Here is a 25,447-nt window from a genome sequence, read left to right on the forward strand (position 1 = left end):
ATCATTGCTGTTGTCGGATTTTAACTTCCCTACCTCCACTGGTGCAGCATGTCCACCCCCGTTCCCGACCGCCCTTGCCCGCAAGACCCAGGACTGCTCGAAGCGGTCGAGCGCAGAATGGTTTCAGGCGGCGCGGCACTTCGATTCGACGATGAGCTGGAACGCCGCTACGAAGCCGACACGCAGAAACGACGCCTGCGCTTTCTGACGTCCGTCGGCATTGGCGGCGCCTGCGTCTATAACGTATTTCTGCTCAGCGACTGGCTGGCCCTGCACGATATGTTCGCGTACGTCGCATTGGGTCGCGTAGGCCTGATCACGCCGATGATCGTCCTGCTGCTGCTGCTGAGCCAGCGGTTGAGCGCCCGGTGGGCACTGGAAGCGGTCGCTGCCACCGGTACCGTACTGGCGTCCCTGATGCCGTTGCTGGTGATGATCCATAGCGAAAGTCCTTACCGACTCCACTACCAACTGGGCATGCTGCTGCTCATGGTCTACTGCACCGTGATTCAACAGTTGCCCGTGCGTTATGCCTCGCTAGCCTTGGGATGCATGCTGACGATCCAGTTGGTGACGACTTGGATAGCCGGGTTCATGGACGTAGTGACCTGGCAGGCCAACGCGATGTTGTACTTTTCAACGGCGGTCCTGCTGTTGATGGCTTCCTACTTTCTGGAGCGGGGTAGCCGCTTGAGCTACTTGTTCGCCCTACGCGGACGGTTGCTGCAGGAGCAGCTGACCGAAATGGCCCGAACCGATCCGTTGACCCGATTGTTCAACCGCCGCTATCAAGGTGAAGTCATCGCCTCGACCTGGGAACAGGCGCTGCGCACGCCGACCCGCGTGGCCGTGATTCTGCTGGATATCGACCACTTCAAGACCTACAACGACAGCTATGGGCACATGCAGGGCGATACCTGCCTCAAGTTGCTGAGCCATACCATCCACCACGCTGCCCAGGAGGCAGGGGCGCTGACGTTCCGCTTCGGCGGCGAGGAGATGCTGATTCTGATGGTGGGTGCGCAGGCGAACCAGGCGCGTGATCTGGCCGAGATAATTCGCGCAGCGGTGCACGAGCTGAACGTGCCTCATCCGGTGCTGGGCCACCAGGCACGGGTGAGTATCAGTTTGGGCTTGGCTGAGGGCGTGGCGCCCTTTATCAGTGCAGGCGCATTGATCGGCTCGGCCGACACGGCGCTGTACGCTGCCAAGGGTGCTGGGCGTAATTGCTTGAGGTGTGCGTAGTCCGGTCGTTGCCGGTCCTGCCATGTTCAAAGCTGGGCGATGCGTGGCAAAACGGCGGGACAGGCTGGGCAGGGATGCTGTCAGAAACGCTGACCCCTTGTGACACAAGGGGAGGAAAGATGGCGCACTCGGCGGGATTCGAACCCACGACCACTGCCTTCGGAGGGCAATACTCTATCCAGCTGAGCTACGAGTGCAACGGGGCGCAATCATACCCATGTCTGCCCATGGCGTCCATTGCCTTGATTCGTGGGCCTTTTCCCTAGTCGTTGTCAGGCGAGAGCCTGCACACAGCCCTTCACAGCGCGATCAACTCCGGCCGCAACCCCTCCACCCGCGCCGGCTGCACCTGCCGATACCCCTCATCCCCGGTGATTTGATGCAACACCCGCTCGCGCAGCCCATGCAAGGCCACTCCCGTACGCTGCCTGGGGTGGGGCAGGTCGATGTCGACCACCGACTTGATCCGTCCCGGCCGGGGTTCGAGCACCACTACGCGGTCGGCCAGGTAGGTGGCTTCTTCGGCGTCGTGGGTCACCAGCAAGGTGGTGATCCCCGAGCGTTCGCGGATCGCCAGGAGTTCGTCCTGCAACTGCTGGCGGGTGAGGGCGTCGAGGGCGCCGAAGGGTTCGTCGAGCAGCAGGATGCGTGGGCTGGCCACCAGGCCACGGGCGATGGCCACGCGCTGGGCCATGCCGCCGGAGAGTTGGTGCGGGTAGGCCGTCTCGAAGCCCGACAGCCCGACCAGCAGCACGTGTTCGTGGATGCGTCGGGCGCGCTCGCCCTGAGTCAGGCGCTCGTTGACCAGGCCCAGGCCGATGTTCTGCTCGACGCTCAGCCAGGGAAACAGGCGATGCTCCTGGAACACGATGCCGCGTTCGGCGCCGATGCCTTGCACGGGCTGGCCGTCGATCCGGATGCTGCCGCTGAAGTCCGTGTCCAGGCCCACCAGCAAGCGCAGCAGGGTCGACTTGCCGCAGCCGGAGGCGCCGACGATGGCGATGAATTCGCCTTCGTCGATGGCCAGGTTGAAATCGCGGATGGCTTCCAGCGCCTGGCCATCGACGGTGAATGACTTGCCGACCCGTTCGAAGCTCACCAACGGCGGGATATTGTGCTGCTGGTTGGCGGCGGTCAGGGTCGAGGTGTTGAAAGCGTTCATACGGTTCTCCAGCGCGTGGCGCGTGATTCCAGGTGTTGGCCCAGGTAGCCCAGTGCGGCGCCGATCGCGCCGATCAACACCATCGCGGCCATCACCTGGTCCATGCGAAACAGTTGTTGGGCGCCCAGCATCAGGCTGGCGATGCCGCCGTTGGAGGGCATGAAGTATTCGGCGCCGATGGTGCCCAGCCAGGCATAGATCAGTGACAGGCGCAGGCCGGCGAAAATGGCCGGTGCCGCGCCCGGCAGCACCAGCAGGCGCAATCGCGCGGGCAATCCCAGGCGCAGCGCACGGGCGGCTTCGTCCAGTTGCGGCGAAAGGCTGGCGATGCCGCGCTGGGTGGCGATCAGCAGCGGGAAGAAGGCGGCCAACGCCACGAACACCACTTTGGCCCCTTCGCCCAGGCCGAACCAAGCGGTGAGCAGCGGCACCCAGGCGAACAGCGCCACCTGGCGCAAGGCCGACAGGCTGGGGCCGAACAGGCGCTCGGCGGTGGACGACAGCGCCAGCAGCAAACCCATCGCGAGCCCGGCGCTGCCGCCGAACAGCAACCCGGCCAAGGCGCGTTGCAGGCTCAGGCGCAGCGCCTCGACCAACGTGTCGTCGGCCAGGCCCGTCCACAGGCTGTTCAGCACATCGAGCGGCGAGGCGAGGATGTTGCGGTCGATCCAGCCGAGGCTGACCGTCAGTTGCCACGACACCAGCAATGCCACCGGCACCAGCAAACCCAAGCCACCTCCTGTCGCCAGGCCCTGAGGCCGCTCGCCGGTGGCCGGCTGCGGCCAGTACAGCGCGCGCCGTTCGAGTGCCGAAAAGCCGCGTTCCATCAGCGCACCGAGCACGCCGATCACCAGGATGCACAGCAGCACCAGGTCGAGCATGAACAGTTGCCGGCCCCAGACCATCAGGTAGCCGATGCCTTCGCTGGAGGCCAGCAGCTCGACCGCCAGCAGCGACGTCCAACCTGCCGCCAGCGCCTGGCGCACACCGGCGAGGAACGAGGGCAGGGCCGCCGGCAGCAGCAGACGCAGGAACACCAGGTGCGCGGGCAGGCGCAAAGTGGCCGCCGCTTCGCGCAGTTTTGGCTGGGCGTCGCGCACGCCGACCAGGGTGTGCAGGGTCACCGGCACCACCACGGCCTTGACCAGCACCACCAGCTTGAGCAGCTCGCCGATGCCGAAGAACAACATGAACAACGGAATCCAGGCCAGGGTGGGAATCTGTGCCAAGCCGATGAAGGTCGGCAGCACCAGGGTTTGCGCGCGCCGCGAGGCGCCCAGCCAACTGCCCAGCAACAAACCTGCGGCGACGCCCGCCGCCAGCCCCCAGGCCAGCCGTTGCAGGCTTATCCACAAGTGCTCCCATAGCTCACCGGCACCGAATTCCAGCGCGCTCTGCCACACCAGCGATGGCGCCGGCAGGATCTGCTCGCTCATCCAGTGATCGCGGCTGGCCACCCACCACAGGGCCGCCACGGCCAACGGCAGCAGCCAAGGTAGCAAGCGGCTCGGCACCTGCACGCGGTGCCAGGGCGATGACCCGCCATAACCGGGTGCAGGGGTGGATAAGGTTCGGCTCATCAGGACCTCGCGAACGCGCACTAGCTTATGCGTTTTAGTAATTAAAAAATCTGATTAATACCCTCAAGGGATAAGAGCATGGCTTTCATACGGCCGGGAAGGGCAGCGGCTTTGCGTATTTCTCATATTTTTCATGCGTCGCTTGCATGCGCAGCGCAAGGCCGCGTGGCTGCTCATTTATGCGAAAGGGTTATTTGAAAATAGGCTTTTGGTCTTTGTGGGTGATCGGCCGGCGAGCCTAGTTTCTGTCCGTCACACCGGTGCCGCCGGTAGCCGATCGCCAGGAAGCCAGACCATGCACAGACCCCTTCGCCACCTCGCCAGCGCTTTCGCCCTGGCCCTGCTCGCCACCGCGCCTTGGGCGGCCCTGGCCGCACCCGCCAAGCCCGAGGCCATTCGCATCGCAGTGCCCGACCTCAGCGCCGGCAGCAAGCACAGCGCCGCCGGGGTGGTGGACGTGCTGCGCGACCAGCAACTGCTGGAAAAGGAGTTCGCCCGCGACGGGATCCTTATCGAATGGCTGTTCTTCAAGGGCGCCGGCCCCGTGGTCAACGAAGCCTTGGCCAACAAGCAGGCCGACTTCGCCTACCTGGGCGATCTGGCCGCGATCATCGGCAAGGCCAGCGGCCTCGATACCCGCGTGCTGTCGGCCGGCGTGCGTGGCGTGAAAAGCTACCTGGGCGTGGTGCCGGGCTCGGGCATCAAGACCCTGCAAGACCTCAAGGGCAAGCGCGTCGCGGTGTTCCGCGGCACCGCCAACCAGCTCTCGTTCGCCAGCGCCCTGGCCAGCCAGGGGTTGTCGGAGCGCGACCTGAAGGTCATCAACCTCGACTTCAACGCCTCCAATGCCGCCCTGGCCGCGCGCCAGATCGACGCCACCTGGGGCCTGTCCAACATGATCTCGCTGCGCGACCGCGGCCTGGTCGAACTGCCGGTCAACTCCCGCGATCTCGAAGGCGCAGGCAGCACCCAAGCGGTGCTGCTGGGCACTGGCGACTTCATTCGTCAGTACCCCGACCTCGTGGCGCGCCTGGTCAAGGCGCAAGAACGCGCGGCGCAGTGGCTGCGCGACGAGAATAACCGCGAGGCCTATGTCGATTTGGTCGCCAGCAACGCCAGTTGGCCCAAGAGCATCCTGCAAGGCGAGCTGGCTGACGAAAACCTCGCCCATTACTTCGATCCGCGCCTGGACGCCGAATTCGTCGGCCTGCTCCAGCAAGGCGTGGACCTGGCCGCCAAGGAGCGCCTGATCCGCCGCAGCTTCAAGGTGGCGGACTGGATCGAACCGCGCTTTCTCGATGCCGCCCTGCAACAGGACCAGGCCGCCCAGGCCGCCCGCTGAACCCGAACGCCCCCAACGACCCGACCCTGAGGAACATCGCAATGAGCAATGCCGCACTCGCTACCGTACCCACCACCCTCGACCTGGACATCCACCCCATCGGCGGGCGCATCGGCGCCGAAATCCGCGGCGTCAAACTGTCCGCCGACCTCGACGCCGCCACCGTGGAAGCCATCCAGGCCGCTCTGTTGCAGTACAAGGTGATTTTCTTCCGGCAACAGCAGCATCTGGACGACCAGCAGCAGGAGGCTTTCGCCACCTTGCTCGGCGATCCGGTCGCCCATCCCACCGTGCCCGTGGTGGACGGCACCCATTACGTGCTCGAGCTCGACGGCGCGCAGGGCCAGCGCGCTTCGTCGTGGCACACCGACGTGACCTTCGTCGACGCCTACCCCAAGGCCTCGGTGCTGCGCAGCGTGGTGGCCCCAGCCGCGGGCGGCGACACCGTGTGGGCCAACACCGTCAGCGCCTACGAGGGCCTGCCGGCGCCGTTGCGCGATTTGGCCGACAAGCTCTGGGCGGTGCACAGCAACGACTACGACTATTCGGTGATCCGCCCCGACGTCAGCGCCGACAAGCTCGAGCGCTACCGCAAGGTGTTCACCTCCACGGTGTACGAGACCGAGCACCCGGTGGTGCGCGTGCACCCGCTCAGTGGCGAGCGCGCCTTGCAGCTGGGGCATTTCGTCAAGCGCATCAAGGGTTATTCGGCCACCGATTCGGCGCACCTGTTCGGCTTGCTGCAAAGCCATGTGACGCGCCTGGAAAACACCGTGCGCTGGCGTTGGCAGGCGGGCGATGTGGCGATCTGGGACAACCGCGCCACCCAGCACTACGCCGTGGACGACTACGGCACCCAGGAGCGCGTGGTGCGCCGCGTGACCCTGGCCGGCGAAGTGCCGGTGGGCGTGGATGGGCAATTGAGCCGAACGACGCGCAAAGGCTGACGGCAGACGCTGTGCGCTGAGAGGGACATCGGCGCTGCCTGGATTGGGCCTGCTGCGCCGGCCATCGCGGCTAAAGCCGCTCCTACAGAATGGCGTCGGCCACCCCAGCCTTCGCGGCTCCTACAGGAGGGCACGGTTGTTCCGTACAACACACATCCCTTGTAGGAGCGGCTTTGAACTGGTCAAGTAATTTTGGACACCGGTTAAGGTTCATGCCGCTATCTTAAGCTTTTCCTCCATGGCTACCGGTGTTTCATAGCCGTTGTAGCTGTGGAGGCGCTTGAGGTTGTAGCGCATGAGATAAGCTTGGATATCCACTCGTGCCTGAGATTCGGTCTCGTAACCACCTGCTGGCATCCATTCTGATTTCAATGCGCCGAAGAATCGTTCCATAGCGGCGTTATCCCAGCATTGGCCCCGATGGCTCATGCTCTGGTTCAAGTTGTACTCATCGAGTGCGGCCCTGAATTTATGGCTGGTGTACTGACAGCCCTGATCTGAGTGAAACATCACACCCGCCGGCCTACCGCGCGATTCGGCAGCCATGCGCAGGGCATTACAAGCCAAATTGGCATCGGCAATCATCGAGAACGCCCAACCAACCACTCGACGGGCATAGAGGTCAATCACAGCGGCCAGGTACAACCAGCGCCTGCCAACCTGGATGTAAGTCACATCGCCACACCAAACCTCATTGATCGTCGAAACCTTGAAATTGCGCTTCAGCTGATTCTGCGCGATCAATGCTTCTGCCCCGGATGACCGATACCGGTGCGGCCTGCGTTGTTTACACTTCAGGCCAGCTTCGCGCATTAGTGTGCGCACCTTGTATCGCCCCACCTCGTGTCCTTCACGGCGTAATTCCTGCACCAGCGTTCGTGAACCAGAGGCACCTCGCGACGCGTTGAAATGCTTGACTGCAAGCAGGCGCAGAGCATCTCTGGCCGGATTTTCACGCCCTTGCCGTTTGCGCCACGCGTAGAAGCTGCTGCGCTTGACCCCAAGCACGCGGCAGCAGTCGATAACAGGATATTGCTCACTCAGCTCGTTGATCAGCGAAAACGATCTTTGGAGTCCCGAAGCAGAAGAGCACTGGCCTTTTTTAGGATTTCGATATCCCGATCTTTTTGCCGAACCAACGCTTCGAGTTCTTCAATTCGTTGCTGCTCGGGGGTGATCGCTTTGGCTCCAACTGGAACCTTGCCGGCTCGCTCTTCGCGCACCTGCTCAACCCAACGACGCAACGCCGTGGGCCCAAGCCCAAGGGCCGCGCAGACTTCGGGGACTGACTGACCACCGTCCAGCACCATTTCGGCAGCTTGGACTTTGTATTCTCTTGAGTAAGATTTACGCACTGATTTTGCCTCCAGTTGGGCGCCATCATAGCGCCCGATGAAGGTGTCCAAAATCATTAGGCCACTTCACTTCAGCCGCGATGGCCGGCGCAGCCGGCCTGATCCAGCCACCGCGATCCATCCGAAAAAATGCGATGCCTGAATAACGTCGGCCATCCCAGACTCCGCGGCTCCCACAGGGGGCAGGGTTATTACCTGGAACGCCAAGTCCTTGTAGAAGCCGCCGGTTCGGCGCTCCGATCGGCCGCGATGATCGACGCAGCCGGCCAGAACCGCTTCCGGAAAGTCCCTGACCGCACCCCTCGCGACCAGGGGCTTTTTCCTGGAAGCGAGCAATCTGCGTCGGCCTCTAGCCAGCGTCCTGCCCATCACAGGCGATCAGATGCCCGACCAGCCCCAGGGCCAGCGGCGACAGTCTGTAGCGGGCGCGGGTGACGATGCCGTAATGGGTGTAGAACGCCGCGTCCTGCTCGGCCGTGAGGTCGGCCAGGGTCAAGGCCACCAGGCCCTGTTCCATCTGGTACGGACGCAGGTTGCCCTGGCAGGCGATACCCAGGGTGTCGGACTGCAGCACCACATTGAGCAGCGCATAGCCATGCTCGCATTCCACCGTGGGCAGGAAATCCTGGCGGCCGCTCAGGTCGCTGAGCACCTTGCGGATGGCCGGAGGGCGAAAGGTCGTTGCCAAGGGGTAGTCGAACAAGTCCCGTGCCAGCACCTGGGAGCGTTGCGTCAAGGGATGGCCCTGGCGGCAGCAGAAGTGCCAGCGCTGGGGTTGCAGCAGCTGTACCTGGTAATCCGGGTCGCTGTCGAACTGGCGCGTGTCGGCGACGAAGAACTCGATCTCCTCGGCCACGAGCTTTCGCTGCAAGGCCTGCCAGTTGTCGACCTGAAAGCAGGTACGCGCCGCCGGGTACTGCCCGACGAAACGCGCCACTGCCCGCGGTACCAGACCGCCGGCCGGCGCAGGGCCGGAGCCGAAGCGCACCACCCCGGCATTGGCGCCGTTGAACTGGCTGATCTCGGTGGTCAGGTCATGCACGCCATGCACCAGCCGCCGCGCGTGTTCGAGCACTAGCAGGCCTTGGTGGGTAGGCTCCAGATCGCGACTGCCACGGTCGATCAAACGACAGCCGACGTTGTGCTCCAAGGTCTGGATGCTACGGCTGAACGCCGATTGCGACAGGCTCACCGCCGTAGCCGCAGCCACGAAGCTGCGGTGCTCGACGAGGGCGATGTAGTGGCGGAGTTGGCGCAGGTCTATATGCATTTTCTACATGGAAACTTTCGGTGGAATGCAATTGAAGAGAAGGGTCTGGAAACTTATAAAGGGTCTCTATTATTCCTAGAAATATGATTTGAAAATATTTATAGACCCAAATCGAATATAAAAAGCCAACGCCGCGATTCGGTTCCGCCAACGGAAATGCTCGCCAGGTGCCCATGCCTCAAGGAGCATGCAATGTCCCGATTTGACCCGCGGCCGAGCCGTACCGCGCTATTCGCCTTGCAACCGCTGACCGCCGCCGTGCTGGTCGCAGCGCTGAACCCCGGGCAGTCCATCGCCGCCGAAGCGAACGTGGCCGCAACCGCCGCCACACAAGCCAGCCCCACCCAGGCCTCCACCGTGAGCGCCACCCCGGCCGCCAACCAGGCCTCGCAGCTCGGCACCGTGACCGTCAACGCCCGCCGCCGCGAGGAGACTTCGCAAAGCGTGCCTACGGCCATCAGCGTGCTCGGCAGCGAAACCCTGGAAACCCAGCGCATCTACCGCGTCCAGGACATCCAGCAACTGGTGCCCAGCACCAACGTGTCGTATTTCCATGCGCGCCAGTCGAGCATCTCCATTCGCGGGCTGGGCAACAACCCGGCCAGCGACGGCCTGGAAGGCAGCGTGGGCGTGTACCTGGACAACGTCTACCTCGGCCGCCCCGGGATGGCCGTGTTCGACCTGCTCGACGTCGACCAGCTCGAAGTGCTGCGCGGCCCGCAAGGCACCCTGTTCGGCAAGAACACCACGGCGGGCGTGTTGAACATCACCACGCGCAAGCCCACCTTCCAGCGCGAAGGCAGCGTGCAGTCCTCGCTCGGCGAAGACGGCTACTGGCAGACCCAGGGCAGTCTGTCCGGGCCGATCACCGACACCCTGGCCGGGCGCATCAGTGCCTACCGCACCGAAGACGACGGCTATGTGAAGAACGTCCACAACGGCGATGACCTCAACGGCGGCAAGTGCCAGGGCTTTCGCACCCAACTGCTGTTCCAGCCCAGCGACACCTTCGACCTGCGCTGGATCGGCGAGTACAACGAAGAAGACTCCGACAACGGCACCCTGGCGCTGTTCAGCACCGGCCCCACCATCAACGGCGTGAACCGCTACGAAACCCTGGCCGCGCGTGCCGGTGCCACCCTGGTGGACGGCAAGAAGCGCAAGGTCAACCTCGACTCCAAGCAGCAGGTCACAGTGTTCCAGGGCGGCACGTCGGTGGAGGCCAACTGGACCCTGCCCAACGACTTCACCCTGACCTCCATCAGCGCCTACCGCTGGTGGGACTTCACCCCGCGCAACGACGATGGCTTGAACGTACCGGTCTATTACAACGCCGGCGTCTCGGTACGCGACAAGCAGTACTCGCAGGAAATCCGCCTGGCTTCGCCCACCGGCGGCGCGTTCGACTACGTATTGGGCGCCTATTACTTCAAGCAGGATCTGGACAACCAGCTGGCCTATGCCTATGGCCCACTGGCCGACATCTGGAGCGCTACCCCCAACGGCGCCCTGGCCAATGTCGACAGCCTCAGCGACGGCCACATCGACACCGACAGCTACGCGCTGTTCGCCCAGGGCACCTGGCACCTGACCGACCGCCTGGACTTCACCGCCGGCATCCGCGGCACCTACGAAGAGAAAAGCGCTTGGGTGACCCGTGATGCGCCCACCGGTGGCGCGGCGGTGACCGGCGCTGCGGCGACGGCGCGCCGTGGCCGTGTCGGGGTCTACGATTCGGGCGACCTCAACCAGTACAGCTTCAGCCCCTCCGGCCTGCTCAGCTTGAGTTACCAGTTCACCGACGATGTGCTGGGCTATGCCAGTCTGTCCCACGGCGAGAAGTCGGGCGGCGTGAACCTCAGCGTGGGCGCCGCACCGACCGCCGGCACCGACTCGCTGATCGTCGGCACCGAGCGCATCGACAACACCGAACTCGGCGTCAAGAGCACGCTGCTGGACCGCCGTCTGCTGCTCAACGCCAACCTGTTCTGGGCCGACGTGCACGGCTACCAGGCCAACGTCTACGACCAGGTCAACCGCGTGCAGTACCTGGCCAACGCCGGCAGCGTGCGCTCGCGGGGGCTGGAGTTGGAGGCCACGGCACTGCCGATTCGCGGCCTGACGGTGAACGTCAACGGCTCCTGGAACGATGTGCGCTACACCGACTACGAAGACGCGCCCTGCCCGCCGGAAGTGAGCTTCGCCACCGGCGCGTCCAGTTGCGACCTGACCGGCCATCAAGTGGTAGGCGCCTCCAAGTACATCGCCAACGTCAACACCCAGTACAAGTGGCAGGTGAACGAGCGCATCGAGCCGTACGTCACCGCCAGCTACGCCTGGCGCTCCCGCGCCGTGGGCACCCTCGACGACTCCGAATACGGCCAGATCCCCAGCTACGCCGTGGTCAACCTGTCCGGCGGCGTGCGCCTGAACCAGGACGACGGCGTGCTCGACCTGTCGCTGTGGCTGAAGAACGCCGGCGACAAGACCTATTTCACCAGCCTCTGGAATTCCGCCAACGGCGGCTACTCCGGCGTGCTCGGCACCCCCCGCACCCTGGGCGCGACCGCCCGCTACGACTTCTGAGGAGCTGTTCGATGAATGCCAAGACGCAAACCCCCGACCTGCCCGAAGGCGCCTGCATCACCGCCCGCGTGCCCGAGCGTGGCCAGGCGCTGCTCGGCGACGTGGTGGTCAACCCCTACCGGCTGGCGCCGCTGACCGCCGTGATCCGTGATGGCGGACGCGTGCTGAGCGATGTGCACGTGCGCGTGCTGGGCCGCGGCGAGCGCGGCGTTGACATCGCTTATGCCGTGTCCAACCGGTCGCTGTGGACCTATGGCGGCATTCCGGTGTTCGGGCTTTACCCCGACCACGTCAACCAGGTGGACGTCACCTACAAGCTCGACGGCGAGCGGCTGCGCGAGCGTTACGCGATCTACGCGCCTGCCGTGCGTCTGCCGGTGGTGGCCAGCCAGACCGCCGCGCTGCCGGAGGTGGAGCCGATCAAGGTGGCGCCCGGTTTCGAGCGGCGGCTGTATCTGTTCAACCATCTGCTGGGCGATATCCCCGGTGGCCGCGCCTTCAAATGGAACGGCCTGGGCGGTGCGGCGGAGTGGGACCAGGTGGGCAACAACTGGATCGCCGACAGCAACGGTGACGTGCGCTGGTACCTGGACATCGAGCAGATCCACGATTCCAACCGCCGCGACGGCCTGGGCGGCACCATGGGCTTCCAGCAGACCCGCGACGGCAAGCTGATCTGGGGCCAGGGCCAGACCTATTCGAAGTTCGACCTGCTCGGTCGACGCATCTGGCAGCGCAACCTGCCCGACAAATTTGCCGACTTCTCGCACGAAATCCGCGAAACGGCCCATGGCACCTACCTTTTGCGGGTCGGCACCAGCGACTACCGCCGCCCCGACGGCAAGCGCGTACGCTCGATCCGCGACCACATCATCGAGGTCGACGAGGCGGGCGACGTCGTCGACTTCTGGGACTTGAACCAGATCCTCGACCCCTATCGCGGCGACCTGCTCGGCACCCTGGGCAAAGCCGCGCTGCAATTGCCCCACGGTGTGACCAAGCAGGACGATCGCCTGGCCAACGAGCTGGCCGAAGGCGATCTGCCGTTCGGCGACACACCGGGCGTAGGCACCGGGCGCAACTGGGCGCACGTCAACGCCATCGACCACGATCCGGCGGACGACAGCCTCATCGTCTCGGCGCGTCATCAAGGAGTGGTGAAGATCGGCCGCGACAAGACCGTGAAGTGGATTCTCGCCTCGCCCCAGGGTTGGCCTGCGCGGCTGCAGGACAAAGTGCTCAAGCCGTTGCAGAGCCAGGACTTCGATTGGTCGTGGACCCAGCACACTGCCTGGCTCACCGGCAAAGGCACGCTGACGGTGTTCGACAACGGCTGGGGCCGCGACTTCGCGCCGACCAAGCTCACGGGCAACTACAGCCGCGCAGTGGAGTACCGCATCGACGAGGCGCAGGGCACGGTCGAGCAGGTCTGGGCCTATGGGCAGGAACGTGGCGACGAGTGGTACAGCCCCGTCACCTCAGTGGTCGCCTATCGGCCCGAAACCGACACCCAGTTCATCTACTCGGCATCGGTCGGCTTTCTGACGCCGGAGAAGCTCACCACCACGGTGCTCAACGAAGTGCGGCGGGGCACTCAGGAGGTGTTGGTGGAGCTGAAGGTGCACAGCCGACAGCCCGGAAGCGTGGGTTACCGCGCGCTGATCATCGATCTCGACAAGGCGTTCTGAGCTGGCGAGGCTGCGACCTGGCGCTCCCCGCACCAACATGGCTGACTTGGAATCTCTCGATTGTTGGAGCGGCTTTAGCCGCGATGGGCGGCAGCGCCGCCCCAGCACAGGCACCGCCAAGCACCTGACGGAAACCGATCATAGCCATTGGGCCTGCTGCGCAGGCCATCGCGGCTGATCGGAGCGCCGGACCGGCCGCTCCCACAGGGGAGCGTGCCTTCTGCGAGCAACGCATATCCATATGCAAACTCGGTATTTCTCACCTCGGAACGCGCAACGGTACTCCCCGGCCATAACTTGTCATAACAAGTCGAACCATCCGTGAAGAGTCCCATGGCCGAACTGCTCCCTCTCTCGCCCGTACCGCTATATACCCAACTCAAGGGCTTGCTGCGCGAGCGCATCCTCGACGGCACCTACCCGCCGCACAGCCGCATGCCCTCGTAGCCGCGCGCTTGCAGGTCGAGGAGGGCAGCCTGGTCACCGAGATTCGCCGGGTGCGGCTAATCAACCGCGAGCCGGTTTCGCTCGAACTGACCTGGCTACCCAAAGCGGTGGGCGAGCGTCTGGAAAAAGCCGACCTGGTCACCCGCGACATCTTCCTGCTGCTGGAAAACGATTGCGGCATCGCTCTCGGCCATGCCGACCTGGCCATCGACGCGGTACTGGCCGACAGCGACCTGACCCAGGCCCTGGATGTGGAAGAAGGCTCGCCGATCATGCGCATCGAACGCTTGACCCACACCGCCGACGGCACGCCGCTGGACTTCGAACACCTCTACTACCGCGGCGACGCCTTCCAGTATCGCCTGCGCATCGACCGCCAGAAGGGGGCCAAGGCATGACCATCCAGACTCAGGACTACGACATCATCGTGATCGGCGGCGGCACCGCCGGGCCGATGCGGCGATCAAGGCCAAGGAGCACGACAAGCATCTGCGCGTGCTGCTGCTGGACAAGGCCAACGTGCGCCGCAGCGGCGCCATCAGCATGGGCATGGACGGCCTCAACAACGCGATCATTCCCGGCCACGCCACGCCGGAGCAGTACACCAAGGAAATCACCGTGGCCAACGACGGCATCGTCAACCAGGCCGCGGTGTACGCCTACGCCACCCACAGTTTCGAGACCATCGAGCAGCTCGACCGCTGGGGCGTGAAGTTCGAAAAGGACGAAACCGGTGACTACGCCGTAACGAAAGTCCACCACATGGGCGCCTACGTGCTGCCCATGCCCGAAGGCCACGACATCAAGAAGGTGCTGTACCGCCAGCTCAAGCGCGCCAGGGTCGAGATCACCAACCGCATGGTCTGCACCCGCGTGCTGCTCGACGACCAGGGCGCGGCGGCCGGCGTGCTGCTCGGGCCACTCGACTTCCGGGGTGTGGGTCAACGAGAAGGCCGAGACCAGCGTCCAGGGCTTGCACGCCGCCGGTGACATGGCTGCCGTGCCGCACAACTACATGCTCGGCGCCTTCACCTACGGCGGGTTCGCCGGGGCCGGCGCAGCGCGCTATGTGGCCGGTCGCGAGCTGGCCGCTGTCGATACCGAGCAGGTCGAGCGCGACCTGGCGCAGATGAAAGCCAACGACCCCCACGAGCCGATGCGCGCCATGGAGATGACGGCGATCCGCGACTGCGCCGAGATGGCCGCACGGAGCGTCTCGAATTGCAGGGGGTACGGCGTGCAATTGGTGTTCAGCGACGGACACGACTGCGGCATCTACCCCTGGGATTACTTGCGCGAGCTGGGCAGTACGCCGGACGAATCGGCGCAGGCCCGGGTGGGTGGCTGAAGTCACGCGCATACCCTCAAGACCTCCTGCTCGCTGGTGACACCGGCCGCCACCTTGTCTTCACCGCACTGGCGCAGACTGCGCAGCCCTTCGCTGGCCGCCAGCTGACGCAGACGCTGCACGTCGGCGTCGGCGTCGAGATGCTCGCGTAGCGCGTCGCTCATCACCAGCAGTTCGAACAGCCCAGTGCGCCCGTGGAAGCCAGTGCCGCGGCACTGTGCACAGGCGCCGCTCCCCGGAAACGTCCGGGCCAGGCACTGTTGGCACAGCATGCGCACCAGCCGCTGGGCCATGACCCCGACCAACGTGGCCTTGATCAGGTAGGTGGCCACGCCCAGCTCCTGCAAACGGGTGATGGCGCTGCACGCGTCGTTGGTGTGCAGGGTCGAGAGCACCAGGTGCCCGGTGAGCGCCGCCTGGATCGCCACCTGGGCCGTCTCCTGGTCGCGGATCTCACCGATCATGATCACGTCGGGGTCTTGGCGCAGCAAGGCGCGCACGCCGCTGGCGAAACCCAGATCGAGAGCGGCGTGCACTTGCAGTTGGTTGAGCGCCGGGTGCAGGCGCTCGATGGGGTCTTCGATGGTGCACAGGTTGACCTGTGGCGAGGCCAGGCGGTCGAGGCTGGCGTACAAGGTCTGGGTTTTGCCCGAGCCGGTCGGGCCGGTGACCAGGATCATGCCTTGGCGTTGTCGCAGCAGGTGTTCCCAGCGTTGCAGCACCACCCCTTCCAGGCCCAGACGGGTGAAGTCCTGCTGTAACTGTTGCGGGTCGGACAGACGCAGTACCAGTTTTTCCCCGAACGGCGTAGGCAGGCTCGACAAGCGCAGTTCGATCTCCTGGCCGCTCGGCAGCCGGCTGTGCAGGCGGCCGTCCTGGGGGCGGCGCTTCTCTGCCACGTTCATTCGCCCCAGGTGCTTCAGGCGGCTGGTGACGGCCAGGGTCACACCCGTGGGGAAGGCATAGACCGGGTGCAGCAGCCCGTCGATGCGGTAACGCAACTGGCCTTTGTCGCGCCGCGGCTCCAGGTGGATGTCGCTGGCGCGCTGTTCCACGGCGTACTGCAGCATCCAGTCCACCAAGGCCACGATGTGCGCGTCTTCGGCGCTGGCGGTCTCGAGGGTGCGGTTCTTGGCGAGCAGTCGTTCGAGCTGCGCCACGCCTGCGCCATGCTGATGGTCGGCACCGGCCACTTGCCGCGCCAGTTGCCCGCAAGCCGCACCGATCTGGCGGATCGACACCGGGTTGGCCATGACCCTATGGATCGGCCGGCCCAGGCTGCGCAGCAGGTCGGCTTCCCACTCACGTTGGTAGGGTTGGGCGCTGGCGATGGTGACGCCGCTGGCGTCGGCAGCGACCGGCAGGATGCCGTGGCGCTGGGCGAACGCCGTGGAAACCAAACCTGCGGCGTGGCTCAAGTCCAGTTGCAACGGGTCGAGGTGCCGGTAAGGCTGGCCGACCTTGGTCGCCAGCCATTGGCACAAGCCGTCGAGGTCCAGGGTGGCGCTCGGGTCGTTCTGCGCCAGGCTGGCGATCAGTTCCAGCGGATGCGTCTGTGCCTGGTGCTTGGCGGCGTCGAGCACCGCCAGCGCGGTGGTGGCCGACAGGCGCTGCTCGGCCAGCAAGGTGTCGAGCAGGCGGTTGAGGTCGAGGTTGTGGTCGGGCGTGGCGAACATCGCAGGCATCCTTGCCGGGAAAGGGTCGGCCAAAGGTAGCCCGCGTCACGCGGTCACATGGCGCAATGGCTTTGCCGAATCTTGCCGGGCTCTTGAAGGGTCACCTCAGCCACGCAGACGAGGTTGCGCATCTTCTGCGCGATCAGCTCGGCACGTGGCCAGCTCAAACCGCCCACTTCGATACCCACGGTGAGCAGATCGTCCTGCTGGCTGGCCTGGATCGCGTGGGGCGTCAGCGATTGCAAGGCGAACAGGTTGAGGATGCGGCACAGGCTGTCGGGTTCGGCTTCGACCGTTACGTGGTAGCTCACGCACAGGGGCGCAAGGCTGGGTGCGAAATGGTCGGGGCGGGTGGGGGTGTCGAGTTGGACGAATGCGTTCATGGCGATCTCCAGAAGTCGGGAGCATTCTGGCATGCGCCATTTGCAATTATTTCGCTATGATTCGTCTGATTCTAGGGGTCGACAGATCGTCTGATTCGCAGAAATACGTTTGGAGAATCGATCATGCAAAGCGAGCTGGATGCCTACGACCGCCGCATCCTCGAGGTGCTGCAAGAAGATGCTTCGCTGTCCAGCGCGCAAGTGGCCGAACGCGTGGGTTTGTCGCAATCGCCTTGCTGGCGGCGCATTCAACGCTTGAAGGAAGAGGGCGTGATCCGCGCGCAGGTGACGCTGCTGGATCGCAAGAAGGTGGGGTTGAACACGCAGATCTTCGCCGAAGTGAAGCTCAACGCCCACGGTCGCTCGAACTTCGCCGAATTCACCGACGCGATTCGGGAATTTCCGGAAGTGCTGGAATGTTACGTGCTGATGGGATCGGTGGACTTTCTGTTACGCATCGTGACCTCAGACATCGAGGCCTACGAGCGTTTCTTCTTCGAAAAGCTGTCGAACGTGCCGGGCATCCAAGAGGTGAACTCGATCGTCGCGCTGTCGGAGATCAAGTCCACCACCTGCCTGCCATTAGCGCGTTGAGGCGGATTTGAGCAGGTACTTCCAGCCGCGGCTCTGATCGACTGCGCGCGCCTGTTCGATGCGGGCTTGGAGCAGTTGCTCGCGCACCTCGGCTTCGTCGTCGCCCAACGGCTGCTCGGCCAACTGCTGCAGCTTGTTGAGGTCGCCGTACAGGCGGTCGAGCTGCGGCGCCTCGAGCACTTCGCGGGCATGGTGCAGCCAGCTTTGCAGGCGCTCGATGCGCGGCAGTTGCTCGCCGAGGTCTTCGGGGCGCTGTACGTAAAGCGACAGTTGCAGGTCGCGGCCTTCCTCGCCCAGCAGGTGCATCAGCCAACTGGCCAATTGCGCCTTGCCCTGGCGCTCGCCGCGCTTGCTGCGCTCGACGGTCCAGCTGCGGGCCAGCAACCAGCGCGAGGTTTCCAGCGAGAACTGACCCCAGCGCGGGTCTTCCAGCTCTTCGGCGAACTGCTCGGGCGCGGCGCGGCGGATGTCTTCGTCGTTGTTGCCGGCCTGGACCAGTGGGCGCCAGTCTTCAAGCAGTGCGTCGAGGCTGGTGCGCAATGCGCGTGTGGTAGGGCGTGGCGCGGCCTGGCCAAGGCTGGCGACCAGCGCACGCAACTCGGCCAGGCACTTGACCCAGTCTTGCAGCAGGCTCCAGTGGCCATTGTGGCGGTATTGCTCGGCCAGGCGCTGGCTGCTGCCCAGCAGCTGCCAGGCCAGGGCGGCGAAGGCGTCGTCCAGGGCCATGTCCGACGCCAGCTCGGTGGCCGGCAGGTTCAGGTCGTAGCTGGACGGGTCGAGCAGGCGGTAGCCGCGCTCGGCCTTGCTGATGTCGCACGGCATCAGGGCATGCGTGGCGGCCAGTTCGGCGGCCAGTTCCAGCAGCGCCTCGGCGTTGCCCTCACGCAATTCCAGCTCGACTTCGCAGATCTCTTCCTTGCGTTTGCCCGCCACGACCGAGCCCTGGTCGAGTGCGACTTCGATCACCACTTTCGCCTTGCCGCGACCCCAGGCGATTTCGGCGTATTCGCGGGTGAAGTCGGTGCTGAACAGCGGCTTGATGGTTTTCTTGTCGAGCGCGGCCAGCGCCTCGGGCCAGCAGCTGGCGTCGAGTTTTTTCAGGTCGAGCTTGGGTTTGTCCAGCTGCCATTCGAACTCTTGGCGCTCGGACAGCCCGGCCACGCTGCGGCCGCGGCATTTGAGGGTCTGGATGACGACCTCGCCGTCGCGGCGCAGGCGCAGCGCCACTTGAGCGGCGGACAGCTCGCCTTCGGCGGTGTCGAAGTATTGGTTGGTCAGCTCGCGGGTCTGCCAGCCGGACTTGTTGCGCTTTTTCAGCAAGGGGTGCTCGCGCAGGGCGGCAAGGGTCTCGCGGCTGGCGCGGAGTTTGAGTTCGGTTTCTGTGGGCATCGCGGGGCTCGGAGCAGGGGCGTGAATGTTCGCCAGTCTACAGCAGTCGCGCGCCCACCGCTGCGCCGGGCCGTCGGTCAAGCGGGAAGCCTTGCCCCAAGCGCTACCCGCGTTGCTATGATGGCCGCAGATCATCAGGAGAGCGCGCATGCCACTGCCATCGTTGAAAGAACAGTTCGCCGCGCTGATCGCCGCGCCTTCCGTCAGTTGCACCCAGCCGTCGCTGGACCAGTCCAATCGTCCGGTCATCGACCTGCTCGCCGGCTGGCTGGGCGACCTGGGCTTCACCTGTGAAATCCAGCAGGTCACCCCCGGCAAGTTCAACCTTCTGGCCACCCGCGGCAGCGGCCCGGGCGGTCTGGTGTTGGCCGGGCACAGCGATACCGTGCCGTTCGACGAGCAGCTGTGGCGCACCGACCCGCTCAAGCTGACCGAGCAGGACGGTCGCTGGATCGGCCTGGGCAGTTGCGACATGAAAGGCTTCTTCGCTCTGGTGATCAAGGCCGTGCAGCCATTGCTGGCGCACGATTTCAAGCAGCCGCTGCTGATCCTCGCCACGTGCGACGAAGAAAGCTCGATGTCCGGCGCCCGCGCCCTTGCCCAAGCCGGGCAACCGCTCGGGCGCGCCGCAGTGATCGGCGAGCCCACCGGGCTGCGGCCGATCCGCATGCACAAGGGCATCCTCATGGACCGCATCGACATTCTCGGGCGCAGCGGCCATTCCTCCGACCCGAGCCTGGGCCACAGCGCGCTGGAAGCCATGCACGCGGTGATGGGCGAGTTGATGGGCCTGCGCCAGCAATGGCAGAACACCTACAGCAACCCGCAGTTCTCGGTGCCCACACCGACCCTGAATTTCGGCTGCATCCACGGCGGCGACAACCCCAACCGCATCTGCGGCCAGTGCTCGCTGGAGTTCGACCTACGGCCGCTGCCCGGCATGGACGTCGAGCAACTGCGCGCGGCCATCGGCGCCAAACTGCGGCCCGTGGCCGAGCGCCACGAGGTGAAGATCGACTACGCGCCGCTGTTCCCCGAGGTGCCGCCTTTCGAACAGGCCGCCGATACCGAACTGGTGCGCCTGGCCGAACGTCTGACCGGGCATGCCGCAGAAGCCGTGGCTTTCGGCACCGAGGCGCCGTACCTGCAACAGCTGGGCTGCGAGACCATCGTGCTCGGTCCGGGCGACATCCGCTGCGCCCACCAACCGGGCGAATACCTGGACATGTCACTTCTGGACCCGACCGTGCGTCTATTGCGGGATCTGATCCAGCACTACTGCCTGCACTAAACCACCCGCCACCGTTTTTCGTCTTGCCACAAGGAGCGTACGCGTGACCGCAAGCCTGTTCCGACGATGATCCTGAACGCCGTTCGCATCTCCGTTCTCCGTCCACTTAGCCACAGGCCCCGTCATGCCCGAATACGTCAATTGGTTGCGCCATGCTTCGCCCTACATCAATGCCCACCGCGACTGCACCTTCGTGGTGATGCTGCCCGGTGAAGGTGTCGACCACCCCAACTTCGGCAACATCGTCCACGACCTGGTGCTGTTGCACAGCCTGGGCGTGCGTCTGGTGCTGGTACACGGTTCCCGGCCGCAGATCGAAAGCCGCCTGGCCGCCCGTGGTCTGGCCCCGCGCTACCACCGTGGCCTGCGCATCACCGACGCGCCGACCCTGGAATGCGTGATCGACGCCGTGGGCGCGCTGCGCCTGGCCATCGAGGCGCGCCTGTCGATGGACATCGCCGCCTCGCCCATGCACGGCTCACGGCTGCGCGTCGCCGGCGGCAACCTGGTCACCGCACGGCCCATCGGCGTGCTGGAAGGCATCGATTACGTACACACCGGCGAGGTGCGGCGCATCGACCGCAAGGGCATCGGGCGCCTGCTCGACGAGCGCTCCATCGTGCTGCTGTCGTCGCTGGGCTACTCGCCGACCGGCGAGATCTTCAACCTGGCCTGCGAGGACGTCGCCACCCGTGCCGCCATCGAGCTGGGCGCCGACAAGCTGTTGCTGTTCGGTGCCGAGCCGGGCCTGCTGGACGAAGGCGGCAAGCTGGTGCGCGAGCTGCGCCCGCAACAGATTCCGCCGCACCTGGCGCGGCTGGGCAGCGACTATCAGGGCGAGCTGCTCGATGCCGCGGCCCAGGCGTGCAAGGGTGGGGTGATGCGTAGCCACATCGTCAGCTATGCCGAAAACGGCGCGCTGCTGACCGAGCTGTTCACCCGTGACGGCAGCGGTACGCTGGTGGCGCAGGAGCAGTTCGAGATCGTCCGCGAAGCCACCATCGAGGACGTCGGCGGCCTGCTCGATCTGATCAGTCCATTGGAAGAACAGGGCATTCTGGTGCGGCGCTCGCGGGAGGTGCTGGAGCGCGAAATCGAGCAGTTCAGCGTGGTCGAGCGCGAAGGCATGATCATCGCTTGCGCGGCGCTCTACCCCATCGCCGACTCTCAAGCCGGGGAGTTGGCTTGCCTGGCGGTGAATCCCGAATACCGCCATGGCGGGCGCGGCGACGACTTGCTCGAACGCATCGAAAACCGCGCGCGGCAGTTGGGGCTGGACACGCTGTTCGTGCTCACCACCCGCACCGCACACTGGTTCCGCGAACGCGGCTTCGCGCCCAGCGGCGTGGAGCGGCTGCCGGCGGCGCGCGCGTCGCTGTACAACTTCCAGCGCAATTCGAAGATTTTCGAGAAGTCGATTTGAGGGCGAGGGGCGCGGGCTGTAAAAAGAGGCGTTGAGGCCGTTCAATCCAGCTCAGCGAGGACGCTTTGGCACCCTCGCTCACCTTCTGGCAGAGCAGAACGCCGCTTCCGGGGGTAATGCTGAATAGTTGAGCAGTTGGGGGCCGCCTTGCGGCCCATCGCGGCTGAAGCCGCTCCTACAGGATAAGCATGACCCTGTTGGAGCGGCCGGCCGGCGCTCCGGTTTAGCCGAGATGGGCTGCAAAGCGGCCCCAATTAACACTGTTTCGGCTTAACTGACCGGCGTTGTCCCCGACGACGGCGTTTCCATTCGCATCAGACCGTATGCAAGTACCAGTTGTACTCGAGGTCGGAGATGGAATGTTCGAACTCCTCCAGCTCGCTTTCCTTGCACGCGACGAAGATGTCGATGTACTTCGGATCGATGTACTTGTTGAGGATCTCGCTGTCGTCCAGCTCGCGCAGGGCGTCGCGCAAGTTGTTCGGCAGGCTCTGCTCGAGCTGCTCGTACGAGTTGCCTTCGATCGGTGTGCCGGGCTCGATCTTGTTGGTCAGGCCGTGGTGCACGCCGGCCAGGACGGCGGCCATCATCAGGTACGGGTTGGCGTCGGCGCCGGCCACGCGGTGCTCGATGCGCACCGCGTCGGGCGAGCCGGTGGGCACGCGCAGGGCCACGGTGCGGTTGTCCAGGCCCCAGCTCGGCGCGTTGGGCACGTAGAACTGCGCGCCGAAGCGGCGATACGAGTTCACGTTCGGGCACAGGAAAGCCATGGATGCGGGCAGGGTCTCGAGCACACCGCCGACGGCGTGACGCAACGCGGCGTTCTGCTCGGGATCCTCGCTGGTAAAGATGTTGTTGCCGTCTTTGTCCAGGATCGAAATGTGTACGTGCAAGCCGTTGCCTGCCTGGCCCGGATAGGGCTTGGCCATGAAGGTGGTGTCCATTTCATGGTCGTAGGCGATGTTCTTGATCAGACGCTTGAGCAGTACGGCGTAGTCGCAGGCCTTGAGCGCGTCGGGCACGTGGTGCAGGTTGACTTCGAACTGCGCCGGGGCGCTTTCCTTGACGATGGCGTCGGCCGGAATGCCTTGCTCCTTGGCGCCTTCGAGGATGTCCTGCAGGCAATCTGCGTATTCGTCGAGATCGTCGATCAGGTAGACCTGCGTGGACTGCGGACGCTTGCCGGAAATCGGCGAGCGCGGCGGCTGCGGCCGGCCGTTCACGTTCTCCTGGTCGATCAGGTAGAACTCCAGCTCGAACGCCGCGCAGATGGTCAGGCCCATGTCGGTGAACTTGCTCACCACTTGGCGCAACACTTCCCGCGGGTCGGCGAAGAACGGCTCGCCTTCGATTTCGTGCATGGTCATCAGCAGTTGCGCGGTGGGGCGCTTCTGCCAGGGTTCGTTGGAGAGGGTGTCGGGAATCGGATAGCAGATGCGGTCGGCATCGCCGATGTCCAGGCCCAGCCCCGTGCTTTCGACGGTCGAACCGTTGATGTCGAGGGCGAAGAGGGAGGCCGGCAGGTTGATGCCTTTCTCGTAAACCTTGTGGAGGCTGGTGCGCTCGATGCGCTTGCCGCGCACCACACCATTCATATCTGCAATCAGAAGGTCAACGTAGAGAACCTCAGGATGTTCCTTAAGGAACGCGTTCGCTTCGTTAAGCTGAACGGCACGCGGGGGTACCGACATGATGCAACACCTTTGTTGTTAAAAATATCAATCAAGGGGGGCTTGCCAACTCAGTCAATCGGAAAGCGTTTGCCAAGTCAAGCCAGGCCCCTGATGCCCTTAAATGGCTCATCTGCGGCAGATTTGCTGCAATTTGGGGCTCGGCATTATGTGCCATTTTAGTCGAGAACGGATATAGCGCCCTTGGCGTATTCTATTTTTTACAGGGTAGTTGTATAAAAAAATGGACACCGCTAAGCTCCGACTCACCCAGAACAGAACAATACGAGGGTGTCATGGTCCGCGTCCGTCGACCTGAAAAATCCGTCTGTCCATCGTCGGCAGCGGGCTGGCACGCAGGTGGTGGCATCGTTGCCAGGCAAGCGCCGGCGCGCTGCGCACTGACCACAATAGTTGACGTTGCCGTGCGCTCACCTCGCGCCGGGGGTATGCGCCTTCCCTCTGCCCACAGGCTTTGTCTCGATGATGGCTCATCATGCAGGCCGTTTTGCTTTAGCCATACTGTGCAGCCAGAATCAAAACGCAGGCCCGTCCAGGCGGTCTGATGCAGCGTGCCGGCCTTCGTCGGCAGCCGCATGACCCCACCCTGCGCGTATTCGCCGGGTCATACCATCCTCTGAGGTATTTATGAGTAACAACCTCGACCAGCTCACCGATTGGTTGAAAGAACACAAGATCACCGAAGTCGAATGCCTGATCAGCGACCTGACCGGCATTACCCGCGGCAAGATTTCACCCACCAACAAGTTCATCGCCGAAAAAGGCATGCGTCTGCCCGAGAGCGTGTTGCTGCAGACCGTGACCGGCGATTACGTCGATGACGACATCTATTACGAGTTGCTCGATCCGGCCGACATCGACATGATCTGCCGCCCCGACGAGAGCGCCGTCTACCTCGTGCCCTGGGCCATCGAACCCACCGCTCAGGTGATCCACGACACCTACGACAAGAAAGGCAATCCGATCGAGCTGTCGCCGCGCAACGTCTTGAAGAAAGTGCTCAAGCTTTACGCCGACAAGGGCTGGCAGCCCATCGTCGCGCCGGAGATGGAGTTCTACCTGACCAAGCGCGCCGAAGACCCGGACTTCCCGTTGCAGCCGCCGGTCGGCCGCTCCGGCCGCCCGGAAACGGGCCGGCAGTCGTTTTCGATCGAGGCCGCCAACGAATTCGACCCATTGTTCGAAGACGTCTACGACTGGTGCGAATTGCAGGAGCTGGACCTCGATACACTGATCCACGAAGACGGTACCGCGCAGATGGAGATCAACTTCCGTCACGGCGACGCACTGCACCTGGCCGACCAGATCCTGGTGTTCAAGCGCACCATGCGCGAGGCCGCGCTCAAGCACAACGTGGCCGCGACCTTCATGGCCAAGCCCATGACCGGCGAGCCGGGCAGCGCCATGCACCTGCACCAGAGCGTGATCGACCTCGCCACCGGCAAGAACATCTTCGCCAACGACGACGGCAGCATGAGCGCGCTGTTCCTCAACCACATCGGCGGCCTGCAGAAATTCATCCCCGAGGCGCTGCCGCTGTTCGCGCCCAACGTCAACTCGTTCCGCCGCTTCCTGCCCGACACCTCGGCGCCGGTGAACGTCGAGTGGGGCGAAGAGAACCGCACCGTCGGCCTGCGCGTGCCGGATGCCACGCCGCAGAACCGCCGTGTCGAGAACCGTTTGCCCGGCGCCGATGCCAACCCCTACCTGGCCATCGCCGCCAGCCTGCTGTGCGGCTACATCGGCATGGTCGAGGGCATCGAAGCCAGCGCCCCGGTGGTGGGTCGTGGCTACGAGCGGCGCAACCTGCGCCTGCCGCTGACCATCGAGGATGCCCTGGAGCGCATGGAAAACAGCCGTGCCCTGGAGCAGTACCTGGGCAAGAAATTCATCGCCGGCTACGTCGCCACCAAGCGCGCCGAGCATGAAAACTTCAAACGCGTCATCAGTTCCTGGGAGCGCGAGTTCCTGCTGTTCGCAGTCTGATCAATCCTGGGCCGCTGCGGCGGCCCGTGGCCCAATGGAGAAGC

19 protein-coding genes, 1 tRNA gene and 2 pseudogenes are annotated in these 25,447 nt (G+C 64.4%); 12 read left to right on the forward strand and 10 right to left on the reverse strand.

Features of this window, described 5'->3' with window-relative positions:
* Positions 1–48 precede the first annotated feature (48 nt).
* Entirely contained in the window at positions 49–1,245 is a 1,197-nt protein-coding gene (locus tag AA0Z93_RS08525) for a GGDEF domain-containing protein (RefSeq protein ID WP_413049076.1), read from the forward strand.
* 120 nt (positions 1,246–1,365) lie between these two features.
* Here the strand turns inward: AA0Z93_RS08525 and AA0Z93_RS08530 are convergent.
* The 3 genes from AA0Z93_RS08530 to AA0Z93_RS08540 form a co-directional block, all read right to left on the reverse strand.
* Positions 1,366–1,442: transfer RNA gene (locus AA0Z93_RS08530), tRNA-Arg, on the reverse strand.
* Between the two features lie 101 nt (positions 1,443–1,543).
* Positions 1,544–2,407 carry an ABC transporter ATP-binding protein gene (locus AA0Z93_RS08535; RefSeq protein WP_413049077.1) on the reverse strand — a complete coding sequence of 288 codons (864 nt, stop codon included), beginning with the start codon at positions 2,405–2,407 and terminating at the stop codon, positions 1,544–1,546.
* Positions 2,404–3,987, reverse strand: a complete 1,584-nt coding sequence (locus tag AA0Z93_RS08540; protein WP_413049078.1) for an ABC transporter permease — start codon at positions 3,985–3,987, stop codon at positions 2,404–2,406. Before AA0Z93_RS08540 ends, AA0Z93_RS08535 begins: the two co-directional genes overlap by 4 nt.
* Positions 3,988–4,282: 295 nt before the next feature.
* Between AA0Z93_RS08540 and AA0Z93_RS08545 the strand changes: the two genes are divergently transcribed.
* Both AA0Z93_RS08545 and AA0Z93_RS08550 read left to right on the forward strand, forming a co-directional pair.
* Complete coding sequence (locus AA0Z93_RS08545; RefSeq protein WP_413049079.1) at positions 4,283–5,329, forward strand: ABC transporter substrate-binding protein; 1,047 nt, start codon at positions 4,283–4,285, stop codon at positions 5,327–5,329.
* 41 nt (positions 5,330–5,370) lie between these two features.
* Positions 5,371–6,276, forward strand: a complete 906-nt coding sequence (locus AA0Z93_RS08550) for a TauD/TfdA dioxygenase family protein (RefSeq protein ID WP_413049080.1) — start codon at positions 5,371–5,373, stop codon at positions 6,274–6,276.
* A gap of 210 nt (positions 6,277–6,486) precedes the next feature.
* Here AA0Z93_RS08550 and AA0Z93_RS08555 read toward each other — a convergent pair whose 3' ends face one another.
* The 3 genes from AA0Z93_RS08555 to AA0Z93_RS08565 all read right to left on the reverse strand — a co-directional run bounded on the left by AA0Z93_RS08555 (position 6,487) and on the right by AA0Z93_RS08565 (position 8,901).
* Entirely contained in the window at positions 6,487–7,332 is an 846-nt protein-coding gene (locus AA0Z93_RS08555; RefSeq protein ID WP_413048345.1) for an IS3 family transposase, read from the reverse strand.
* A complete protein-coding gene (locus AA0Z93_RS08560) occupies positions 7,329–7,688 on the reverse strand; it encodes a transposase (RefSeq protein WP_413046095.1) in 360 nt (119 codons plus the stop codon). Before AA0Z93_RS08560 ends, AA0Z93_RS08555 begins: the two co-directional genes overlap by 4 nt.
* Positions 7,689–7,980: 292 nt before the next feature.
* On the reverse strand, positions 7,981–8,901 hold the full coding sequence (locus AA0Z93_RS08565; RefSeq protein WP_413049081.1) for a LysR family transcriptional regulator: 921 nt from the start codon (positions 8,899–8,901) through the stop codon (positions 7,981–7,983).
* 192 nt (positions 8,902–9,093) lie between these two features.
* On the opposite strand from AA0Z93_RS08565, the gene AA0Z93_RS08570 reads away from it, so the two are divergent.
* The 5 genes and pseudogenes from AA0Z93_RS08570 to AA0Z93_RS08590 all read left to right on the forward strand — a co-directional run bounded on the left by AA0Z93_RS08570 (position 9,094) and on the right by AA0Z93_RS08590 (position 14,970).
* Positions 9,094–11,487 carry a TonB-dependent receptor gene (locus AA0Z93_RS08570; RefSeq protein WP_413049082.1) on the forward strand — a complete coding sequence of 798 codons (2,394 nt, stop codon included), beginning with the start codon at positions 9,094–9,096 and terminating at the stop codon, positions 11,485–11,487.
* 11 nt (positions 11,488–11,498) lie between these two features.
* Positions 11,499–13,175 carry an aryl-sulfate sulfotransferase gene (locus AA0Z93_RS08575; RefSeq protein ID WP_413049083.1) on the forward strand — a complete coding sequence of 559 codons (1,677 nt, stop codon included), beginning with the start codon at positions 11,499–11,501 and terminating at the stop codon, positions 13,173–13,175.
* A 333-nt stretch (positions 13,176–13,508) separates the two neighbouring features.
* Positions 13,509–14,020: pseudogene (locus tag AA0Z93_RS08580) on the forward strand (GntR family transcriptional regulator).
* Positions 14,017–14,835, forward strand: a pseudogene (locus tag AA0Z93_RS08585) (FAD-binding protein); the annotation flags it as partial. The pseudogenes AA0Z93_RS08580 and AA0Z93_RS08585, both read left to right, overlap by 4 nt.
* Positions 14,821–14,970: a gamma-butyrobetaine hydroxylase-like domain-containing protein gene (locus AA0Z93_RS08590; protein ID WP_413049183.1), complete on the forward strand. Its 150-nt coding sequence runs from the start codon at positions 14,821–14,823 to the stop codon at positions 14,968–14,970. The pseudogene AA0Z93_RS08585 and the gene AA0Z93_RS08590, both read left to right, overlap by 15 nt.
* A gap of 2 nt (positions 14,971–14,972) precedes the next feature.
* Here the strand turns inward: AA0Z93_RS08590 and AA0Z93_RS08595 are convergent, their stop codons facing one another.
* Both AA0Z93_RS08595 and AA0Z93_RS08600 read right to left on the reverse strand, forming a co-directional pair.
* A complete protein-coding gene (locus AA0Z93_RS08595; RefSeq protein ID WP_413049084.1) occupies positions 14,973–16,646 on the reverse strand; it encodes a GspE/PulE family protein in 1,674 nt (557 codons plus the stop codon).
* Between the two features lie 53 nt (positions 16,647–16,699).
* Positions 16,700–17,029, reverse strand: coding sequence for a hypothetical protein (locus AA0Z93_RS08600; protein WP_413049085.1), 330 nt, complete (start codon positions 17,027–17,029; stop codon positions 16,700–16,702).
* A 123-nt stretch (positions 17,030–17,152) separates the two neighbouring features.
* On the opposite strand from AA0Z93_RS08600, the gene AA0Z93_RS08605 reads away from it, so the two are divergent.
* Positions 17,153–17,623, forward strand: a complete 471-nt coding sequence (locus tag AA0Z93_RS08605) for an Lrp/AsnC family transcriptional regulator (protein WP_413049086.1) — start codon at positions 17,153–17,155, stop codon at positions 17,621–17,623.
* Here the strand turns inward: AA0Z93_RS08605 and AA0Z93_RS08610 are convergent.
* The gene (locus AA0Z93_RS08610; protein WP_413049087.1) at positions 17,612–19,012 is read right to left on the reverse strand and encodes an inorganic triphosphatase; all 1,401 of its coding nucleotides are present in this window, start codon (positions 19,010–19,012) and stop codon (positions 17,612–17,614) included. The genes AA0Z93_RS08605 and AA0Z93_RS08610 overlap by 12 nt on opposite strands.
* A 148-nt stretch (positions 19,013–19,160) precedes the next feature.
* On the opposite strand from AA0Z93_RS08610, the gene argE reads away from it, so the two are divergent.
* Together argE and argA are read left to right on the forward strand one after the other, a co-directional pair.
* Entirely contained in the window at positions 19,161–20,303 is a 1,143-nt protein-coding gene (argE, locus tag AA0Z93_RS08615) for an acetylornithine deacetylase (protein WP_413049088.1), read from the forward strand.
* Between the two features lie 124 nt (positions 20,304–20,427).
* Positions 20,428–21,726, forward strand: a complete 1,299-nt coding sequence (argA, locus tag AA0Z93_RS08620) for an amino-acid N-acetyltransferase (RefSeq protein ID WP_413049089.1) — start codon at positions 20,428–20,430, stop codon at positions 21,724–21,726.
* A gap of 314 nt (positions 21,727–22,040) precedes the next feature.
* On the opposite strand, the gene AA0Z93_RS08625 is transcribed toward argA, so the two are convergent.
* A complete protein-coding gene (locus tag AA0Z93_RS08625) occupies positions 22,041–23,417 on the reverse strand; it encodes a glutamine synthetase family protein (RefSeq protein WP_413049090.1) in 1,377 nt (458 codons plus the stop codon).
* Positions 23,418–24,044: 627 nt separating this feature from the next.
* Between AA0Z93_RS08625 and AA0Z93_RS08630 the strand changes: the two genes are divergently transcribed.
* A complete protein-coding gene (locus AA0Z93_RS08630) occupies positions 24,045–25,403 on the forward strand; it encodes a glutamine synthetase family protein (protein ID WP_296269136.1) in 1,359 nt (452 codons plus the stop codon).
* The last annotated feature ends 44 nt before the right edge of the window (positions 25,404–25,447 follow it).

Source organism: Pseudomonas phoenicis (assembly GCF_047302395.1).
Lineage (GTDB): Bacteria > Pseudomonadota > Gammaproteobacteria > Pseudomonadales > Pseudomonadaceae > Aquipseudomonas.

Coding starts and splice junctions, on each gene's coding strand:
- AA0Z93_RS08525 (WP_413049076.1), top strand. CDS start 49: ATGTCCACCCCCGTTCCCGACCGCCCTTGCCCGCAAGACCCAGGACTG.
- argE (WP_413049088.1), top strand. CDS start 19,161: ATGCCACTGCCATCGTTGAAAGAACAGTTCGCCGCGCTGATCGCCGCG.
- argA (WP_413049089.1), top strand. CDS start 20,428: ATGCCCGAATACGTCAATTGGTTGCGCCATGCTTCGCCCTACATCAAT.
- AA0Z93_RS08545 (WP_413049079.1), top strand. CDS start 4,283: ATGCACAGACCCCTTCGCCACCTCGCCAGCGCTTTCGCCCTGGCCCTG.
- AA0Z93_RS08550 (WP_413049080.1), top strand. CDS start 5,371: ATGAGCAATGCCGCACTCGCTACCGTACCCACCACCCTCGACCTGGAC.
- AA0Z93_RS08535 (WP_413049077.1), bottom strand. CDS start 2,407: ATGAACGCTTTCAACACCTCGACCCTGACCGCCGCCAACCAGCAGCAC.
- AA0Z93_RS08600 (WP_413049085.1), bottom strand. CDS start 17,029: ATGAACGCATTCGTCCAACTCGACACCCCCACCCGCCCCGACCATTTC.
- AA0Z93_RS08590 (WP_413049183.1), top strand. CDS start 14,821: ATGGCCGCACGGAGCGTCTCGAATTGCAGGGGGTACGGCGTGCAATTG.
- AA0Z93_RS08575 (WP_413049083.1), top strand. CDS start 11,499: ATGAATGCCAAGACGCAAACCCCCGACCTGCCCGAAGGCGCCTGCATC.
- AA0Z93_RS08540 (WP_413049078.1), bottom strand. CDS start 3,987: ATGAGCCGAACCTTATCCACCCCTGCACCCGGTTATGGCGGGTCATCG.
- AA0Z93_RS08570 (WP_413049082.1), top strand. CDS start 9,094: ATGTCCCGATTTGACCCGCGGCCGAGCCGTACCGCGCTATTCGCCTTG.
- AA0Z93_RS08610 (WP_413049087.1), bottom strand. CDS start 19,012: ATGCCCACAGAAACCGAACTCAAACTCCGCGCCAGCCGCGAGACCCTT.
- AA0Z93_RS08630 (WP_296269136.1), top strand. CDS start 24,045: ATGAGTAACAACCTCGACCAGCTCACCGATTGGTTGAAAGAACACAAG.
- AA0Z93_RS08595 (WP_413049084.1), bottom strand. CDS start 16,646: ATGTTCGCCACGCCCGACCACAACCTCGACCTCAACCGCCTGCTCGAC.
- AA0Z93_RS08560 (WP_413046095.1), bottom strand. CDS start 7,688: ATGATTTTGGACACCTTCATCGGGCGCTATGATGGCGCCCAACTGGAG.
- AA0Z93_RS08605 (WP_413049086.1), top strand. CDS start 17,153: ATGCAAAGCGAGCTGGATGCCTACGACCGCCGCATCCTCGAGGTGCTG.
- AA0Z93_RS08625 (WP_413049090.1), bottom strand. CDS start 23,417: ATGTCGGTACCCCCGCGTGCCGTTCAGCTTAACGAAGCGAACGCGTTC.
- AA0Z93_RS08565 (WP_413049081.1), bottom strand. CDS start 8,901: ATGCATATAGACCTGCGCCAACTCCGCCACTACATCGCCCTCGTCGAG.